This window comes from uncultured Spongiibacter sp., assembly GCF_964011655.1.
GTDB classification, from domain to species: Bacteria; Pseudomonadota; Gammaproteobacteria; order Pseudomonadales; family Spongiibacteraceae; genus Spongiibacter; species Spongiibacter marinus.
In genome coordinates, this window is the sequence record NZ_CAXGPO010000023.1 from 25,526 (window position 1) to 44,947 (window position 19,422).

General features: G+C 54.6%; 9 protein-coding genes. 5 read left to right on the plus strand and 4 right to left on the minus strand.

Annotated features, from left to right (window positions below):
- Window positions 1-470 precede the first annotated feature (470 nt).
- Window positions 471-2,735 carry a mechanosensitive ion channel domain-containing protein gene (locus ABNS66_RS11000; RefSeq protein WP_286838863.1) on the plus strand — a complete coding sequence of 755 codons (2,265 nt, stop codon included), beginning with the start codon at window positions 471-473 and terminating at the stop codon, window positions 2,733-2,735.
- On the opposite strand, the gene ABNS66_RS11005 is transcribed toward ABNS66_RS11000, so the two are convergent.
- Entirely contained in the window at window positions 2,732-3,790 is a 1,059-nt protein-coding gene (locus ABNS66_RS11005) for a permease (protein ID WP_286838835.1), read from the minus strand. The two genes, ABNS66_RS11000 and ABNS66_RS11005, sit on opposite strands and share 4 nt — an antisense overlap.
- Before the next feature lie 59 nt (window positions 3,791-3,849).
- Window positions 3,850-5,037: an MFS transporter gene (locus ABNS66_RS11010; RefSeq protein WP_286838833.1), complete on the minus strand. Its 1,188-nt coding sequence runs from the start codon at window positions 5,035-5,037 to the stop codon at window positions 3,850-3,852.
- 227 nt (window positions 5,038-5,264) lie between these two features.
- Between ABNS66_RS11010 and ABNS66_RS11015 the strand changes: the two genes are divergently transcribed.
- The 3 genes from ABNS66_RS11015 (at window position 5,265) to ABNS66_RS11025 (ending at window position 14,746) form a co-directional block, all read left to right on the plus strand.
- On the plus strand, window positions 5,265-8,135 hold the full coding sequence (locus ABNS66_RS11015; protein ID WP_286838832.1) for a response regulator: 2,871 nt from the start codon (window positions 5,265-5,267) through the stop codon (window positions 8,133-8,135).
- A gap of 213 nt (window positions 8,136-8,348) precedes the next feature.
- Window positions 8,349-11,396: a hypothetical protein gene (locus ABNS66_RS11020; RefSeq protein ID WP_286838830.1), complete on the plus strand. Its 3,048-nt coding sequence runs from the start codon at window positions 8,349-8,351 to the stop codon at window positions 11,394-11,396.
- A gap of 50 nt (window positions 11,397-11,446) precedes the next feature.
- A complete protein-coding gene (locus tag ABNS66_RS11025) occupies window positions 11,447-14,746 on the plus strand; it encodes a carboxypeptidase regulatory-like domain-containing protein (protein ID WP_348655321.1) in 3,300 nt (1,099 codons plus the stop codon).
- A 369-nt stretch (window positions 14,747-15,115) separates the two neighbouring features.
- Here the strand turns inward: ABNS66_RS11025 and ABNS66_RS11030 are convergent, their stop codons facing one another.
- Window positions 15,116-16,747, minus strand: a complete 1,632-nt coding sequence (locus tag ABNS66_RS11030; RefSeq protein ID WP_286838826.1) for a long-chain fatty acid--CoA ligase — start codon at window positions 16,745-16,747, stop codon at window positions 15,116-15,118.
- A gap of 235 nt (window positions 16,748-16,982) precedes the next feature.
- Between ABNS66_RS11030 and ABNS66_RS11035 the strand changes: the two genes are divergently transcribed.
- Window positions 16,983-18,419 (plus strand): HDOD domain-containing protein, encoded by a 1,437-nt coding sequence (locus ABNS66_RS11035; RefSeq protein WP_286838823.1) that lies wholly within the window; start codon window positions 16,983-16,985, stop codon window positions 18,417-18,419.
- A gap of 52 nt (window positions 18,420-18,471) precedes the next feature.
- On the opposite strand, the gene ABNS66_RS11040 is transcribed toward ABNS66_RS11035, so the two are convergent.
- A partial coding sequence (locus tag ABNS66_RS11040) for a hypothetical protein (RefSeq protein ID WP_348655322.1) occupies window positions 18,472-19,422 on the minus strand: 951 nt, incomplete at its 5' end.

Below are 19,422 nucleotides of genomic sequence, written 5' to 3' on the forward strand. Positions count from 1 at the left end.
GCCGTCGACCGAAAATGCGCGATCGGGTATGTCGAGGTGACGGGGCGTTCGCTTGCCGGTAACAAGGTGGACGTGACTCAGCGACACGGCGTGTGCGAGTCGAATAGGGGCACGAAAGGACACAACTCAGGTTGAACCGGCGACAATCGCCGGGACTATACGCCTACTGTGGCGGACGCACTATTCGACTTTTGTACAAGGCGAAGGACTGCTGCGACAAACTGCACTGTTACGGCTGAAAAACTTGGCGCGGAAGGTAGCAGCTTTAGCAGGCTGCGCATTGATCTAGCGCAAGATCTGGCGTGAAAACCGACTCAATTCGGCAACCACAATGCGCAGATGCGGATGCGCCGCTCAATGGAACTTTCTCAGCGCCCCGCTGACACAGCCCCAATAGCACCAACATATTGTTCGTTACTTGGGAGGCAGGTATCCACAAAAAATCGCCAGCGATAAGGAGAATAATCGTGATGTCACTGCGAGCAGCAACGCGCTTGATCGCCCTTCTATTCATTCCACTCCTCTTTTCCGGGCATACCCTTCACGCAGCACCGCCGACGACCAGTGATAGCTCGTCGGTCCTCGCAGAGTTACTTGAGAACGAAGGCGCCCGCAACGCGTTGATTGAGCAGTTGCGCAACCCGTCCAAGGCAGTAAATACCAGCGACGCCCCCGACAAAGAGCAAGCATTTTCAGAGGATGATAAATCGCCCTCAAACAGAGAGGCTAGCGATAGTAAAGACTCACTCGCCCGCCAGCTTGCAACCTTAACCGCTGCCGCTGGCGAGAATTTCAAACGGCAGCTGGCTACGCTGGCAGCAAGCGTCGAGGCGCTGACTCACAGCGACGACAAACACCGCGTTGATTTGGCCGCTATTATTCGCGCCGCAAGCCACCTAGCCCTGCTGGCATTCGCAACATTTGCGCTGTTTTTTATTCTGCATCGCGCCGCCAAGTCGCTGTTTGCTGGCATTAATGATTGGGCGGTGCGCGGCTCCCGCAAATTCGCCATGCTGAGAACCGTGGCCGCGGTAAGCGCCGCCGGGCTGGTGGATTTAGCAACGGTATTGCTGGCCTATGCGTCGGGTCACGTGATTGCCTCGCAGTTGTCTGCCGAGGCCGACGCCGATAGCACTCGCCTCGCGCTGTTTCTCAATGCGTTTTTGATCGTTGAGGGAATAAAACTGGTGCTGCGGGCGCTGTTTGCCAGTCGCTTTCCGGCTCTGCGGTTGTTGCCGCTTAACCAACGGCAAGCAAAGTACTGCAATCGGTTTTTCGCCAACATCACAGGCTTTACCGGCTACGGCATTATGGTGCTGGTGCCGATTGTGAACGCCAATGCCTCGGAGGCGCTCGGCAGCGCGCTGAGCACCAGCATTGTGCTGCTCGCTGCGCTGTACTACACCGCCACCGTTTTACTAAACCGAAAACGCTTGCGAGACCAGCTATTCGGCAGGGCTGCCAACTATCAGGGCAGCCACCGCATTGCCCTGCGCCTGCTGGCGCGCAGCTGGCATTTACTGGCGCTGGCCTACGCACTGGTAGTGGTCTTTACCAGTTTGCTCCGGCCCGAAAGCGCCCTGCCCTTTGTGGCGCTCGCCACCTTGCAGACTGCCGCCTATGCCGGTCTGGGTGCATTGCTGCTCGTTGTTCTTCGCCAGTTGATCGGCAGGGAGGTGCGGCTTTCTGAGTCGATCAATGAGCAACTGCCCCACCTTCAAAAACGCCTGAATACCTATATCCCCACCGGTTTACGAATACTGCGAGGGCTGGTGACCGCCGCAATTGTTGTGTGGTCACTCGACGCCTGGTCGGTGTTTGACCTGGGCCAGTGGTATGCCACTGAAGTCGGCCGCAGCACGGTGTCATCGCTGGTTGATATTCTGCTCATCCTCGCCCTGGCCGCCGGCTTGTGGATTGCACTGGCCAGCTTTATCGAACACCGCCTTTCCCCCACGGGCATGGCCAATGCCGCACGCGCTGCCCGCGCAGAGACGCTACTTGGCCTGTTCCACACCTCACTTGCTGCGGTCATTATTGTGATGACAACTATGATCGTGCTGTCGGAAATTGGCGTGGACATCGGTCCACTGATCGCGGGTGCCGGGGTGCTCGGCCTGGCGGTCGGCTTTGGCGCGCAAAAACTTGTGCAGGACGTGATCAACGGCATATTTATACAACTGGAAAATGCCATGAACACCGGCGACTACGTGCACGCTGGCGGCCATGAAGGCACAGTTGAACGCGTGGGCATTCGCTCGGTTGCCTTGCGCGACCTGTTCGGCACCTACCATATTGTGCCCTTCTCGTCGGTCGATGCGGTGTCGAACTATACGCGCGACTTTGCTTACCACCTTGGCGAATACGGCATCGCCTATCGCGAGAATATCGACAAGGCCATCGAGCACTTGCAGGCGGCCTTTGAGGAGTTGGCAAGCGGTGAGCACAAGCAAGACATTCTCGAGCCAATGCAAGTGGCGGGCGTGTCGGCACTGGCCGACAGCTCGGTAAATATTCGCGTGTTGATTAAAACCGCGCCCGGTATGCAGTGGGCCGTTGGCCGCGCCTACAATCGCTTGGTGAAGATGCACTTTGACGACGCCGGTATTGAAATCCCCTTCCCGCATACCACCTTGTATTTTGGCGAGGGCAAGAACGGCGACGCACCAGCCGCCAATGTGCGCTTAGCCAGTAGCGATGGTGATGTTGTGGCCAGCCAGGATTCGGCGCGCTAGCCGCCAGCATTCATCACCAAGGCGACCAGCACAATTTGTGGCACCGTCAGCAGCGGCAAAAACAACGCCGCTTTCCAGCTGGCGGTGCGCTCCTTCATCACCATAATTTCGGTATAGTCGGTGCTTGCACCCGTCATTAAAAACGCAAAACTGTTTCCGGGGGCATTCGCTCTGGTTAACAGGTCTGCCGCAATCGGCGTGGAGCCTTCGGAACACACTTCGATAATCGTGGCCGCCACAATCGTTGCCCCCAGGCCCAATAAGCTCGGCCCGAAATAACTGGAAAAGATATCCGCCGGCACAAAGCTCTTTAGGGCAACGGCAAGCACAATGCCAAACAACACCCAGCGCATCACCATACGCGACTCTTTTATGCCATCGACAATCATGGTGAATACAAAGCGCTTATCAAAACGCGTGTCTCGCAAGCCGGCCTTTGCCTGCGACCAAAAGTCGAAATTTTCTGGCAGCGCAAGCGTGTTGGGGTTAGCGGGCAATACGCCGCGCCGCACCAAGGCATCAAACAAGCAGCCACTAATCACGGCAATTAGCACCGATGCAAGAATGAACACCACCGTCCACTTCAGCCCAATCAGGGCGACCAATATCAAGGTGAGGGAAAAGGAGTTCCAGGGGCTGGCGATAAGAAAGGCCATCACTTGCCCCAGGCTGGCGCCGCGCTCATAGAGTTTGGCACCCACCATTAATATGCCGTGATTACACAGGTCGAGCAGCACGCCTGCCGCTGTGGCCCGAACAATGCCTGTGAAGCCGCCACCGGCGCCCAATACGCTTACTACAAACTCTCGCGGTATACGCGTTAACAGTGAGAGCATCACTACCCCCAGAGCCATGCCCCACCACATGGTATTCACCAGGCTTTCGGTGGCCTCCGCTGCGGTGTGCAGCCAAGTGGGCAGGGCGTCGCTGGCCACTAGCGCCAACGCGTACAGTACAGCGACAATTGCCATAGAGCCCCACAGCAACACATCAAAGGACTGCTTGCTGTGACAAGAGGGTGAATTATTGTAGTGGGAGGTATCGCAAGTAGACATTCGGCGCTCCAATTCACTGCTCGCTCACAGTGAATCAAAACCCCGAAGGCTCTGCAATGCTAGTCGTTTTGTTCAACCCAGACGCTGATCGCCAGCAGTAATACCGCGACCATCACATACGGCGCGGTGGCATGAAAAGCATAAATAAACGTGCCTAGCATAGGCCCGACGACCACGCCGACGCCCTGCGCCGCGGTGACCGTACCGGCAGCAGCGCCCTGCTCCTCTGAAGAAACCGAGTTTGCCGCCAGCGCCGACACCGAGGGATATACCCAGCCCATCCCGGCGGCCGCCAAACCAAAACACGCCCACAAGCCCCACACTGATTCAACCCACACGCTGACCATAAAACCACAGGCCGACACCAGTGCCCCGATGCGAATTAGCCGCGCCGGCGGCTGGGATAATTTGCGCAAAATACTCTGCGAAATAATTAACGCCACGCCCACCACCGTTAGCGCAATACCAGCTACCTGAGCGGCCTCGGGCGCGGGAAGCCCGAGCTGATCCAGGGCAAAAAAGCCCACCGTGACCTGAGCAATAGAGACCGAAAATGCCGCAGAGAAGGCCACCACAATGGGGCGTCGCAGGCGACTATCCTGCAGCTTGGGGGCGCGCGTTACCGGCGCCGCCTGAGGCGGTTGCCGAGGAATACGCCACCACACCAGCACCAGCGCCAAGACGGGAAGAACGGCGGTCACGTACATGGGAAAACCCAGCCCGTAGGGCGCCAACAAGCCGACGAAGCCCGGCCCGATCACCATGCCCGCGCCACTGGCTGCGCCGAGTAGTGCCATAGCTCCGGCGCGCTTATCCGGCTCGACATTGTCTGCAACCGTAGCGGCTGCCGTGGCCGGCACCGCGGCGTAGAACAGGCCCACCACCACCCGCCCGACAACCAGACCGAGAAAGGCTAGCATCGGCAGTAATTGGTGGCGCAGTGACAGGTCGATAAACAAGCACAGGCCAAAATAACTCACCGTAAAACCTGTTAGCCCGATCAACATAATCGGCCTGCGGCCGTGGCGGTCACTCAGGCCGCCCCACCAACGTGCGCACAGGATCCAGGTGAATCCCCCCATCGTCATGGCGGCACCGATATGCCAGGGCTCAAGCGACAAAATACGCGCTACTGGGCCCACCAGGGCAACAAAGGCCATGATCGCCAAGGTGCAGCTAAAGTTTTGAAACATCAACGGCGCAAGGCTGAAGGCCGGTGAAGGCAACTCAGGTGAGGCACTCGCCATAGTGGGATCCTGTTAGGGCGTCGGGAAGGTTTTCTACCCGGGCGACAATAAACAACTCTCTATAGCAGTGCAATCTCGGCAGCGGCCACCCAGCAAGGCGCTATGGAAACTGAGCAGCGAATCATATTTTTTACTGCGTTTTACCTACCTAGCAAGGCAATTCTCCTTCAGCTATGATCGCTGCTATAAATAACCTTCGGTGATGTAAACCGTATGTGGCACCATGGATGGCTGAGAACACGACCCGCCTTACCAACGTCGTAGCAGGGAGTATCGTCGGTATACTGCTGCTATTTTCTACTGCGACATATGCAGAAACGGCGTGCCATTTTGATTGGGATGGACATGCTGAACCCTTTGTTGCCTTAGCGGGCCCGTGGTGCGCAACACATGATGACGCCAATGGCGTGCTGTCGATACCGGGCACTTGGTACAACAAGAAGCTAGCCGGCCAGCCCATCCCCGGCAGCGCGTCTGTTCGCTATTACGTGCATGTGAATCACCCTGAGCTCACCCATCCTCTGGTTCTGCGTCTACCCCGCCCCTACGATAGTTACCGCCTTTACGTAAACGGCCAAATGCTGCTGGCCACAGGTCACTACCGCGCAGACGGGGCCGCCGAGCGCTATCCCCACTACATACAGTTTCAGCCTCAAGGCAGTGTAAGCACTATCGAAGTTGATGTTTACAATCAGCAATTTATGGCGGGTGGCATGCGCTCCCCGCCTCGCATCGGTAACGCCGACAGCATGTATGAATCCCGCGCTCGCGCGCTCGCTATTGAAGGCTTTCAATCAGGGTTACTAGCCTTGATGGCTTTTATACAACTGGCTCAGTTCGCCGCCGCACGCCGGGTTTATGCTGCGCAACTTTTCTTCGGGCTAACGTGCCTGTCTGTTGCCATATTCTCTGGCTTAGGTGGAGAACAATGGCTCAGCTTATTGCTAAAACATTGGGGACTAGCCCCTGACTTAGCGCTGCGATGGGCGATGATACCTCTGGCGATTCTTGGCCTGACCGAGTTCAGCTCACTGCTATTTCCCGATGAATTTCACCGTCGCCCCCGTCAGTGGTGGCGAGTGATTGCCGGCCTCTTTCTTATTGCCTGCATTGTGGTAGATGGGCGCCCGTTAGCTCTACTATTTTGGTTAATGGAGTGCGCAGCACTACTAATGTCGGCGTATGTTCTATACGCCACCTTTCTAGCTGCAAAACACAAGCGTCCAGGGGCTCTCTCACTGACCGTGGTTTACGGCATTTTATTTATCACCGTGATGCGCGATATTGCGGTGGATTTTCAGGGTCAGTACTTAGGAAATCTCGGCCCTACAGGCATGGTTATCTGTCTTGTCTGGCAGGGCCTGTTATTGGCCCGCCAAAGTGCTAGGGATTATAAGAAATCGGTGGATTTAGTGCGGCAACTAGAGCAGGCAGAGGCCGTAAAGGATGAGTTCTTAGCCAATACATCCCACGAGCTTCGCACCCCCCTACAAACCATTATTGGGCTCGCGGGCATAGACAGCCAAGTAGACGATCAACGAGGGCACAACGCCGCTTTAATCGGCGATACCGCACGCAGATTAGCATTGCTAGTAGACGACCTGATGGACCTAACGCGTATGCGCCATCAGGGTATTCATGTCCAGGCCACCCCGCTGGCAGTGCGCGACGAATTTGAAACTCTTCAACAATTATTCTCTCCAATGATACGCCATCGCGATCTGCGCATCGTCATCGACCTAACTGACGATATGCTAGCCGTTCGCGCCGACCCCAAGCGGCTGCGCCAGGTACTCTACAACTTACTCGGCAATGCCGTTAAGTTCACCGCTGAGGGCGACATAACACTCTACGCATACCCCTGTGAGGGGGCAATTCGGATAGGAGTGCGGGATACTGGCCCAGGCATGGGCAGCAAGCAGTTGCAGCTCGCGCGCCAGCGCTACCAACAAGGCTCAATCGCCAGCGAGGGCGTAGGCCTCGGCCTACCTATTAGCCATGGAATACTGCACGCACATGGTTCTGCCTTGGAAATTAACTCGACGCTAGGCATCGGCACCGACTGCCATTTTTTGCTCCCGCAGGCCTCACTGACACAACAAACTGCACCCGTAAGAGCGCCGAGTCAGGACAGTCCGCCAAGCACGCGTGCACCAATAGCAGACTCTCTGCCCGAGTCTGACTACATATTACTGGTCGACGATGATGGCTGTATCCTCGACACACTCACACAGGTTCTAAGCTCGCTGGACTACCCCGTTATTGCAAAAAGCCGGGTAGATGACGCCTTATCACTGATCAACGACCGACCACCCGCACTACTAGTCTTAGACCTAATGATGCCCGCTGTTTCCGGCTTTGAAATAGTAGAAATGTTGCGCCAGCACTACAGCCCGAGTCGCTTACCGATTCTGGTTCTCTCAGCTCGCCAAGCGGAAAGCGACCAACAACGGGCCTTATTGCTGGGCGCCAATGACTTTCTGGTCAAGCCGTGTGAGCCTTTGGAGTTGTGCAACCGCGCCGAAGCTCAGTTGGCGCTACGCGAAAACTATCGTCATCGCTGGCTGCAACGACTGGAAGAGCAAGAGCAGGACCACATTATCAACGAGCTGCTACGGAGCGATCGCCCGGTAGTAGTGACTAATACTCAGGGTAAACTGCTGCTGGGGAATGAATCAGGAAAGAAAGCCATTGCATCAGGGCGCGAGCAAGCCGAGCTGAATCTGCCTCTACAGGGACAAAGACGCTTGCTGCTTTGGCCCACCAAGCACTCACAACAGAGCCCCCGTAGTTTGCTAGTCGCCGCTATGCGAGAAGCCGTTAGATGCTGGGAAGAAGATGGCCGCAGTCGAATTCAGCTCGCCGAACAATCCGGGCAGTGGCGTGTGCAACTTGACGGCAGTACCGCTCGGTCTAGAACGTTTGACCGCTATACTTCGCTCGCTTCTCTACCAAAGCGACCTAACGTTGATCGTATTATCAGCACCGTTCGGCATGTTGAGCAGCATTTACCCGCCTCCGGGGTCGAGCTGCAAAATCTGCTGGCCCGCATTGAGGCCCTGCGCTCGGTCAACCCCCGAGTATTTATCTCCCAGTAAGCCTCATTCTCGGTTGTTACCAGTTTTTACCATCCACGTTATGACTGTTAGCAACATGTATAACCAACTGATAAATATGGCTTTTCTGTAATAGTTCGGCTCTTCCTCCGACTGCCCTAGTGTTTGCTCGTGGCACCAGCTAAACGACAATAACTTCCCTAACCACTGTCCAGCAGGCTAGAAGCGTCGTTCTAGCAAAAAGGGATTTCCGCTATGCAGACACGTACATGGGTGACCATCCTCATCATCGCAATAACCAGTGCCTGTGGCGGCGGTGGCGGCGGCGGAGGCAAAAGCACTTCACCACCGCTGGAACCTGAGGCGTTTTTTGCCGAGGTGGTCCGCAAGCCTTTCGGTAGCACCCAGCGCGACTGCGCAGTATCTCTATCAAACAACCAGGGCACGGTCGGAGATATCGTCCGCATTGCCAATGTTCCCCCAGAAATGATGGATCACGCGACGATAAGGGTCATTTCTGACAGTTCAGATGGCGAACCCAGTTACGGCTTGGCGTTGCTTAGAAATATCCCTGGCGAGGAGGGAAGCCTTGAGTTCTCGGTTCCTATCAACCCCAATGGCGACCTCGACGGTGGCACGGTTGAACTTGAGCTAGGTGATGGTGTGCGCTACTGCCAACGACAAAGCTTTGTCATTCAAGCGCTGCCAGAGGCAAACCCCGCCGCCGCCTCTGCCCTGGCGGACACCTTGGAGAACTGGCTGGAAGCAGTCATCGAAATATATGGACAAGACCCACAAACGATCCGAAATACTCAGCTACGCGACCTGGATGAATCCCTCTACCTGCTGAAGCTCTATCAAATTATGTTTGAAGGCGGCCCAGAAGCGATTATTCCGACTCTGCAGGACGCCGCTGCCGACGATGACCTTCTGACAGAACGCCTTCTGACAGCCATCGACTTGGAAGGAGCTTATGCCGAACAACTCACACAGTTCGCGATGCTTCCCCCGCTCACTCTGACACAACAGGCTGGACAAGCCGAAACGCGCACAAGACAGCTTCGCAATGGCAGCGCTAGCTGTGAAATCACCCTTCCTTCGTTGAGCTATGACTTTGCTGGAGCCGACGACATCGCCCCGGTAATGCGCATAGCCAACTCACAGGCGGTTGCCAATGAAGTTTTCAGTTCGATCAACACCGCTGCGGGCTCTATCGGCCTGATTCCTCACCCCGCGGTGAAAGCAGCTGCCGGGATTGTGGGCGCTGCAGGCCTTGCGCTACAAACCAGCTACGGAATAGTGACAGACCTCCTGCCTTCCAACTGGGGCACACTGACGTTTACCGTAACCCCGACTTTGTGGCATGAGGACCGCCCAGAAACCTTGCTTGGCCAGGTAACAGATGCCAAAGCCGAGGCCTTTAGCCGCTCTCACAATTTCAGCAAAGATGTGGTGAACCATGCATTCGCTGCCGCAACGATTCTAGGGGGGCCCGCAATTGGAAAACGCGTACCCGCTGGAAAGCTCAACGGAGTGTCCGTGGCAGATGACTTACTGGGTGGTGTCTCACTCGCAATACAGGACACCATGAACAGTGCGATTGAAGAAGCCTCAGACTTTTTGACAGTCTGCGTTGAAAAACAAAGCTTCGGTTTAATCGATGTTTCAGAAGACCGCTGGAGCCAGGCGAATATCAACGGTAGCGCCATCGTATGGACATCACAACGCGACAGGGAATTCATTGGCAAGCGTCTTGGCGATGCAGAGATCGAGTTGGTCATTCGCGAATCTGAATTTGGCTCCAGCAAAAAAGCTTCGCGAAACGTAACCACAGGTCGTGCCGATGTCGTTAGCAACGTGGCATCAATAAGTGTAAAAGAGCCCGGCGAGGTAATCACCGTCGAAGCGTCTCGGCCCGATGGCGCTTATTCTCGAGACCAAATTGGTATTGAGGTTATTCCCGCTTCGGCTGCGGTATTGCAGAACACGGTCCACTACGACAATGACCGCGTTGTATTCACCCTCAAAACCAGTACCGAATCTAAAAAATATCCCTTTGAACTGCGCCTTTTCCCCACCGGGAAAATGCTCGAACCCCTCGACTCATCAAGGGATGAAATCGTAAAAATACTTAACGAGGGAACACTGACTATCAACTACGAAAAAGACTGTGTGAAACCTGGCGACAGCATCGTCTTTTCCGCAACACTCGATGGCTTTGCCAACAATGAACAGTCTGTCGTATGGGATGTCTTTGGCGCAAGCGTAGTAGACAGCGATGAACTCAGCATTACTGTTCGCGCACCCGCCAACCCCGGAAGCTTCAATGTGAGCGCTGTAGCAACCGCAAACAGCGATGTTGAGGATGAGGTAGAGGTCAGCGTGCAACCGGATTGTCTGCGTAAGATTCTTCATCCTATTGCCGCTTTTACCACTGATGGCAACGGATACTATGGCACCAGCGACCCAGATGATCCGAATCCCGTTTGCCCGACGGGTGAGCATGACGGCACCCAATCTGAAACATTAATTGTCGATGAGACAGACATTATCGCTCCGCCCGATATACCCGACCAGTCAGAACTCTGGCAAACGAAACAGGAAACCCTGAACAGCAGCCTGTATCACCAGTCTACCCGTTACAACGCCATTGGCGAGTCGCCAAACGAAAGCTGCCCGAGCTATAGCTTTTCAGCTTCATCAACGGGCTCGGCAATATTTGGCAGTACTGCGGAAGGCGGACTGTCAGTCAAGCTAGATGCCAACCTGCAAACCGATTGCAAGAGCATTCAGGATGATAACGGTGACTACGTGGAATGCGCTGGGGCCTCAGCGAATACCGGCGTCAGTGGTTTTTACTACCTGGATATTGAAGAGGAAACGACTCTGCGTTTATCCGGTTCACTCCAGTGTAGCAACCTAGATGGCTATATCATTTTAACCCCCGTTACCGCGACTGTTTCGCGCTTTCGAAATGGTCAACCTGTTGAGCCTAGCGACGATAACCCCACCGGGGTATTCGATGAGGAAGGTAGCCCACGCTCGCCACAATTGGTAAACGCAGTATGTAAAGACCCGAACGAACTGATAATTATTGACGAGACGTTCACTTTAGCAGGGGCCGAAGCAGGCCACACAGACCTTGTCGCCATAAGTTTGCTGGGTAATTTTTTGATTACGCCAGGCATCATCGATAAAGAAGGCTACGGCATGCCGGACATATCGCAAATAGAGCCTCCAAAAGAAGGCAGCTACACCGGCGGTGGAATTATCGAGCTGGAACTGCAATTGGAAACTAAGTAAGTACTACGGGGCAGTGATGCCCCGAAGCAATCACCGTCAGGGGTACGACCATGAACCTTAAAACACTTTCAGTAGCGCTCATCGCAAGTGGCTTGATGCTTGGCTGCAATGACAAAGGTGGCTCCTCGGGCGGTAGTAGTGGCACGGAGCTACCCAGCTCAGTAGCCGGTGTTGTGCGCTTAGACTCTGGCGAGCCCCTCAGCGATTTAACAATAACGCTATTTGACAGCGACAATAACGCGATAGCGACGACACGCAGTGACGCCGAGGGTCACTATCAATTCCAGGTTAGCGATATGAGCTACCGGCTACGCGCGGATGCAGTACTCGACAATGGTACAGCACTGAGCCAAGGCATGACGGTCAACCTAGCCGCGCCCCAAAGTGACACATTACCGCCAATCATCTTTCCCGACTTGAATTCGGCGGCACTGGTGGTTACCAATGGTCGCGCCCAGGGTGAAGGGATTAGTGTCGCATCAATCCCGGATTCACTAAGCCAACTTTGGGCAGCTGGCTTTCGCGCCGATGATCTTTCAGCTTTTCCCGGTGTGGCCACTACTGCAAGCGACCCCTTTACGTCGGGCGGGTACTGGTGGTTCGGCGCCACTGACAGTACGGGCCAACGCCTTTCGCAGTTTAATCCACCTCTTTCAATTACCGTTGACGTAAACCCGCATAACCTTAGACAGTATTACGATGCTACCCCAGGAAACGACCAAATCGACGTAGCCATGACCTCCTTTAATGCCGATACCGGACTCTGGCAGAATGAGGCCAGTGGCATACTGGTCGATAAAAATGGTGAAGTAATTCCAGAATCAGCGCTATCTGCAATCCAGTCAGGTAGCTATGACAAAGTTGTCAGACTAGCATTCTCAGCTCCACACTTTTCCGCCTATTCTGCCGCACTGTTTTACCGTATTGGCTTACCGGATTTTAACGACGCCAATGCTGGACTTGAGCAAAAACATCTACGGCCTGAAGTAGCTTTTAACACCGGGGATAACTATTTCGACTTTTGGCTAGGAGATTCGGTTGCGGGTGAAAGCCAGCCACGCCAGGGTGATAGCAGTGACGATGGGTTGCGAAGTTGCGGCACATCAAGCTGGGTAAAAGTGAGTTACAAAGTAGTACCGGGCACGAATCCGCGAACCGTGTATTTACAAGTTTTTCAGAAATCCGGGCCCCTTGAAGATATTGACGGAGAGGCTCCTGGCACTGACTACACGGTACGCTTTGATAGCGGAGACTGGGTGGGCAAGAATATACCCGTCGAAAACTGGAGCGCCAGTTTCGGGCCGATTCGTTATGCCTACCTCAAGCTAGAGGACTACCTAGGCGCGGGGCACGGCCAGGGTTATCTAAGGCTGCAACTTACCGGCAGCCCCTTGCTCACAGGACAAGTCGGTGTTGCCATGGTACACGAGGGTGGTGAAGTCGAAGACTATCTGGATTCTTGCGCTTATATCTTAGGTGTTGAAGTTTCAGGTCAGCCGGATGACAGCGTTACCGCAAAAGCGCTTCAGTGCAGCAGCGATGATGAGAATTGCAGCCTGCGCATTGGGTCAGCCGAAACAGTGACTTTTTCTGCTTTTCGAGACGGCCAATCAATTGCCGTAGACTGGTCTGTACCCTCGGATCTGGTCAGCGTGGAACCTTGCAATAGTACCCCCACCTGCAGCGTGCGCCGGGAGGACAACGGCACAATTTCTTTGACGAACAAATCACAATTGAGAGCCAGCTTCCCCTATCCGGCAAACGTTGTCGCCTCCTACATAAGCGGCTTTGGTGCAGTACGCGATTCCAGCACTCAAATTGACTGCGATGCGCGATCACATGAAGACCGTCCAGACAGGGAAGCCTGCTCGGGTGAATTTAATGGCGGCAGTACGGTAGTACTGCATGCGGAAGCTGCCGACGGCTGGGAATTTTCTTCGTGGTACCCCATTAATTGCCTGGAAGGCGATCAGCTCAGCAAGCAATGCTCATTCAAGGTGGTAGACAATGCGCATTATTACCAGCAGGCATACTTTTCTCCTTCGCCAACACTCAGCGTCTCTAATAGCGGTGGCGGAGAAGTTGTGAGCGCGCCCTCTGGAATTGCTTGTTTTGGCAGCGGCAACAACGATGACCAGTGTCAGCGCCGTTTCCCTAGAGGTAGTTCAGTAACACTTCGAGCACAACCCTCGCAAGGCATGGCATTTCACAGTTGGACAGGCCCTTGCGCCGACCAACAATATGGTGAATGCACGCTAACAATAGATGAGGATGTGAACGTGGGCGTGAACTTTGGTGCCTCCGCACCACTAACAATAAACATCGACGGGGAAGGATCTGTCACCAGCCAGCCCGAGGGCATTGACTGCAGCGACAAGGGTGGCAGCTGCCACCAAGACTTCCTATTAGGACAGTCTCTGAAACTGAGCGCCACTCCCACTGCGGGCTTTGCGTTTACTAGTTGGAGCGCACCATGTACCGAAGCAGATACCAGCTGTAGCCTGAACCATAACCAAGCTAGGAAGATCACGGCGCGCTTCAGCCCACTTTACACACTGGAAGTCAGCGTGGAGAACCCCGGAGGCCAGGTTAATGGTACTGGTAGCATTAGCGGTTGCGAGCAAAACGGAGACGGGACAAATGCTTGCCAAGATACCTATTCCAGGGGGAGCGAAGTAACACTAGTCGCTGAGGCTCATGAAGGCTTTGAGTTCGTTCGGTGGGGTGGCGATTGTTCATTTGCAGCTGGCGATAGCCAGTGCCGCTTCACCATCAATGCCGATAGCCAAGTCACCGCCAGCTTCCAACCAATCGCGAGAGCCTATACGTTGATACTGAGAGTTGAGGGGCGATCAGGCACATCCGGTGACTACGAGGAACGACTCATCTGCGACAATGACCGTTCACCGTGCTCTCAAACCTATACCAGCGGAAGTATGGTTTCTCTGTTTGCAGTGCCTGACACATCCAGTGATATCGTTCGTTGGAGCGGTGCCTGCAATGGCAGCGCAGATAATGATGACTGCCACCTCACCATCGACCAACATCATGAAGCTATAGTGACTTTCATCGAAACAAATAGCTCTGACATGGCAACCCTCACGGTTAACTTATCGGGAAGCGGTGAGGGTATGGTGAGTGATGGCCAATTTTCGATGGACTGCTCATCCGGGCCATGTAGCGCCAGCTATCCAATTGGGAGCACCGTCACACTCAGAGCGACACCAATGACAACAGATGATGAGTTCAGCGGCTGGACAGCACCCGCTCATTGCTCTGGAACAACAGGTAATTGCACCATCACTCTCAATGAAGATACAAATGCCACAGCAGAATTTAACAAGCTATAACGATGTCAGCCGCCAGTAACTACTGGCGGCTGACATCGCAGTATCGTTTAACTAGGGCCTGTTAACACTAATTGAGATGCACCTGCTGGAGGTCATTTTTGCCTCCAGCCAGGCGGAGGAAGCGAAGCTTGGTGGGCCCAAACAAGCGACCGACAACAACGCTGGGGGCAAAAATGACGCCAGCCCTCTGGGTTGTGGCTAAAAATCCACCACTCGTCGTCATTCGTCGCTCATTTGGAATAAGCAACCTCTCTTCTCATTCCTAGGTTGGCGAATTTTTAGCCGCAACAGGCGTAACTCAATTAGTGTTAACAGGCCCTAGCAGAGAGTAGACCAAAGGCTACCCGCCCTTGATGTACTCCACTGCTACTAGCTCTCATCCTGCCAGCGGAAGTCTTTGTAAGACTCCCGAATGTCCTTCTTACTCAGCTTGCCGGTTGCAGTGTGCGGCAGAGAGTCAACGAATACGCAGTCTCCCGGAATCCACCACTTGGCGACTTTGTCTTCGAACCAAGCGAGCATTTCTGCCTTTTCCATTTGCTCGCCGTCTTTCAAAATCACTAACAGCAGTGGACGCTCTGTCCATTTCGGGTGAGGAATACCCACCACGGCGGCCTCGGCAACTTTGGGGTGGTTAACGGCGCAATTCTCCAGCTCTATTGAGCTGATCCATTCACCACCGGACTTGATAACGTCCTTCAAACGATCGGTGATTTGCATGTAGCCGTATTCATCGAAGCAGGCGACATCGCCGGTTTCAAACCAGCCATCGTCGTCGAGGGTTTTACCGTCGTAGCCGTAATAGTCGTTGACGATCCACGGCCCCCGCACCTTGACGGCACCTGAACTCTCGCCATCCCACGGCAGCTCATTGTTGTCTGCGTCCACAACTTTGATATCCACACCAAAAGAGGGCCGCCCCTGTTTTAGGCGAAGCTTCTTACGCTGTTCATCACTGATACCGTCAAGCAGCGGAGGAATACCACCGTTGAAGGTTCCCAGCGGGTTCATTTCCGTCATGCCCCAGGCTTGCTGAACATCCACCCCGTACTGGTTTTGGAATTGCTCCATAATCATTTCAGGGCAAGCGGCACCGCCAACGGTGACGCGATTCAGGCTATCGACCGATTTATTGGCTTTGGCCAGATAATCCAGCAGGGCCAGCCACACGGTGGGCACACCCGCCGAGCACGTAACTTGCTCTTCATTGATCAATGCACACAGTGTTTCACCGTCGCCCATTTTAGGGCCCGGCATCACCAGCTTCGCACCAACCATCGGGCAGCTGTATACCAAGCCCCAGCCATTTACATGGAACATCGGCACAATGGGCATCACGATATCGCGCACCGACAAACTGAATACATCCGGTGCAATGCTGGCCAGGCTATGCAAAACCGTAGAGCGGTGAGTGTACATCACACCCTTTGGATTACCCGTGGTACCGGAGGTATAACACAAGGCTGATGGCGTGGTTTCTTCCAGCTCCGGCCAGTCGAACTCGTCCTTCTCAGCAGCGATTAATTGTTCATAACAATGCACATTGTTCAGGCTGGTGTCGGGCATATGTCCTTCATCGCTCAGCACGATATATCCCTTTACTGCAGGCAGTTTGTCTTGCAAGGGTTCCAGAACTTTCACCAACGTGGCGTCAACAAACACCCACTTATCCTTGGCGTGGTTAACGATGTAATCGATTTGCTCAGGGAAAAGTCGCGGATTGATGGTGTGGCAGATCATGCCACTGCAAGATAGCGCGTAGTATATTTCCAGGTGGCGGTAGTCGTTCCATGCCAGCGTGGCGAGGGTATCGCCGGGCTGCGCTCCTAACGTTTGCAGGGCATTGGCAAGCTGGCGAACACGCTTGAATGCATCTTTGTAAGTATAGCGGTGACGTGGATTATCGGCGGTGACCGAAACAATCTCGGTCGCGCCATTCACACGCTCGGCGTGCTTCATAATTGACGTAATGGTGAGTTCGCTCATCATCATTGGGGTCATTATTATTACTCTCCCTCATTTGAATTAGGCCAATACTAGCCCAGCTGCCTCTGCGAGGTGAACCACCTAAAGGGCGCTATTTCTATCGATTTGCGGACGAATCCCTCTCAGCCCAGACGCCACGGCGAGTAAGCTTTTCGTATTAAAATGAAAAAGTGGCTGATCAATACCCTGCTCGCTGCTATCTTGAAGTCAAGCCGCATGCAGATTCACCCTAATTGAGATTGTTGGACTGATGGCTTTCGATATTAACGACAGCACGCTCCCCGCACCCACACCGGCCAGTCTGCTGCTGGCGGACCTGTTGCGTAGCGGTGAATTTGAAGTTCAGCAGCTAACGCAGATACTCGAGGGCACGCCTGGGCTTGCCGAAGATACGCTGAATTTTGTCAACTCCCCCATTTTCCAACCGAGGCGGCCGCACAGTGACGTTCATCGTCTCGCCGTGTTGCTTGGAGCAAGAACCGTCGCGGCGCTAAGCCTCGCCACAACCATCGCGCAAAGCTATGCAAAGGCAGGTACCCAAGGCCTGGACCAACATCACTTCTGGCTGCGGGTCATGCTCTGCGCCACCGCAGCACGTTTGCTGAGTGAGCTGGATAAATCGCTTCCCGCTGAGGAGGCCATCATTGCTGCCAGTTTGCAAGACATCGGCATGCTCGTCATCGACCACTTACTGCCGGCGTTTTATCCAGCAAACACCGACCAGGGCGACGATCACAACGCCATCGCAACGCGTGAGCGCAACGAATTCGGTATTGATCATTCGGCGCTGAGTCAGTCAATTTTAGAAAAATGGGGCTTACCCGAAGCAATATGCAACGCCACCGGCCTGAGCCACCTCAATGAAGCGCCCTTGCGCAACAACCTGGCGGAGCAGCTGGGGTTTATCGCCAGGCTTGCGTCACTGGCCGCGGACCTGGCCTTTTCAAGCGACCCTGACGCCATCCTGCAACGCCTTCACTATCACTGTTTGAACGAACTGGAATGGCACAGTGGCCAACTAACCATGCAGCTACACCTGTTTCGCAGTGCATACAATGAGCTGCGCCCACTGGCTGACCGAATGAAAATTCCGGCCGCAGTATTTCAAAAAGCCGGACAGCACCTGAGAGAGGCGCTACAACCACGGCGCATTGAGAACGCCCTAAAGGCATCGGACGAATTACCAAAACCAGACAAGCACAAAGCGCGTGATGTTAGCGAAGTTAGCGAATCTATCGACCCGATAACGGGGCTGTACAACCGCCATGCACTAACCTCGTTACTCCAAAACGAACTCAACCGCTGTGAATACGACCAGCAGGCACTGTCGGTATTTTTGGTTGGTATTCGCCACTATTCCGTCATTCGGGAATGTATTTCTGAAGAGGACAATGTTGCCTTTCTGCAAGCGATCGCAAAGCGGGTCGACCGCCACTGCCGCCGTGACGATATCGTCGCACGTATCACCGACGCAGATTTTGTAGTGGTTTGCCCCAGTGCCGAAGCAGAAGCCTGCCCGGCAATATGCCAACGATTTATCAGCCAGTTTGAAAACGCTGCAGCAGACACTGAAAATGCCAGTCCCGATATCTACAGCGGCTATGTTTGCGTTCCCTACGAGCGCTCCCAAAGGAGCGCGTCAGTGGTGCTTTCGGAACTTAAGCAAAGCCTTCTCAGCTATGGATAGACCGCAACACCAACTAGTATTCCCCGGGTGTGGGCCCATGCCCACACACTAATCACTGCAGTAATGGAATGCCCGAGCCCCCTCCGCAAAACGGCGTCGCGCTATTCGGGTCAAACACACCACAGATCGCATCTTGACCGTCGGCTAAGCATTGTTGGGGATTCGACGCATCGTCGCAGAGTTCACCCAATAAATCCGACGGATCGACCGGCAGTTCCGGCGGAGTACCCGGATCACTGGAACCCCCGCAGAATGGCGTCGCGCTATTCGGGTCAAACGCACCACAGATCGCGTCCTGGCCGTCGGTCAAGCACTGCTGGGGGTTCGAGGTATCATCACAGAGCTCGCCCAATAAGTCAGCGGGATCGACTGGCAATTCCGGTGGTGTGCCTGGGTCGCTAGAGCCTCCACAAAATGGCGTCATACTATTGGGGTCAAAGGCACCACAGATCGCATCTTGACCATCGGTTAAACACTGTTGCGGATTCGAGGTATCGTCGCAAAGTTCACCCAATAAGTCGGCCGGGTCGACCGGCAGTTCCGGCGGAGTACCGGGGTCGCCACCGCCGCAGAATGGGGTCAAACCCTCTGGATCAAAAGCCCCGCACAGCGCATCTTGGCCATCGGTCAAGCACTGTTGGGGGTTAGAGGTATCGTCACAGAGTTCACCCAGTAAGTCAGCTGGGTCGACGGGCAGTTCCGGCGGAGTACCGGGGTCGCCACCGCCGCAGAATGGGGTCAAACCTTCTGGATCAAAAGCCCCGCACAGAGCATCTTGACCGTCGGTTAAGCACTGTTGTGGATTGGGCGTGTCGTCGCAAAGTTCACCCAATAAGTCAGCAGGGTCGACCGGCAGTTCCGGCGGAGTGCCCGGATCACTGGAACCCCCGCAGAATGGCGTCGCACTATTCGGGTCAAAGGCACCACACAAAGCATCTTGCCCATCGGTCAAGCACTGTTGGGGGTTCGAGGTATCGTCACAGAGTTCACCCAGTAAGTCAGC

Bases quoted from the DNA above. Each gene is read 5' to 3' on its own strand.
- ABNS66_RS11015 (WP_286838832.1), top strand. From the start codon at position 5,265: ATGGCTGAGAACACGACCCGCCTTACCAACGTCGTAGCAGGGAGTATC.
- ABNS66_RS11025 (WP_348655321.1), top strand. From the start codon at position 11,447: ATGAACCTTAAAACACTTTCAGTAGCGCTCATCGCAAGTGGCTTGATG.
- ABNS66_RS11000 (WP_286838863.1), top strand. From the start codon at position 471: ATGTCACTGCGAGCAGCAACGCGCTTGATCGCCCTTCTATTCATTCCA.
- ABNS66_RS11020 (WP_286838830.1), top strand. From the start codon at position 8,349: ATGCAGACACGTACATGGGTGACCATCCTCATCATCGCAATAACCAGT.
- ABNS66_RS11010 (WP_286838833.1), bottom strand. From the start codon at position 5,037: ATGGCGAGTGCCTCACCTGAGTTGCCTTCACCGGCCTTCAGCCTTGCG.
- ABNS66_RS11035 (WP_286838823.1), top strand. From the start codon at position 16,983: ATGGCTTTCGATATTAACGACAGCACGCTCCCCGCACCCACACCGGCC.
- ABNS66_RS11005 (WP_286838835.1), bottom strand. From the start codon at position 3,790: ATGTCTACTTGCGATACCTCCCACTACAATAATTCACCCTCTTGTCAC.
- ABNS66_RS11030 (WP_286838826.1), bottom strand. From the start codon at position 16,747: ATGACCCCAATGATGATGAGCGAACTCACCATTACGTCAATTATGAAG.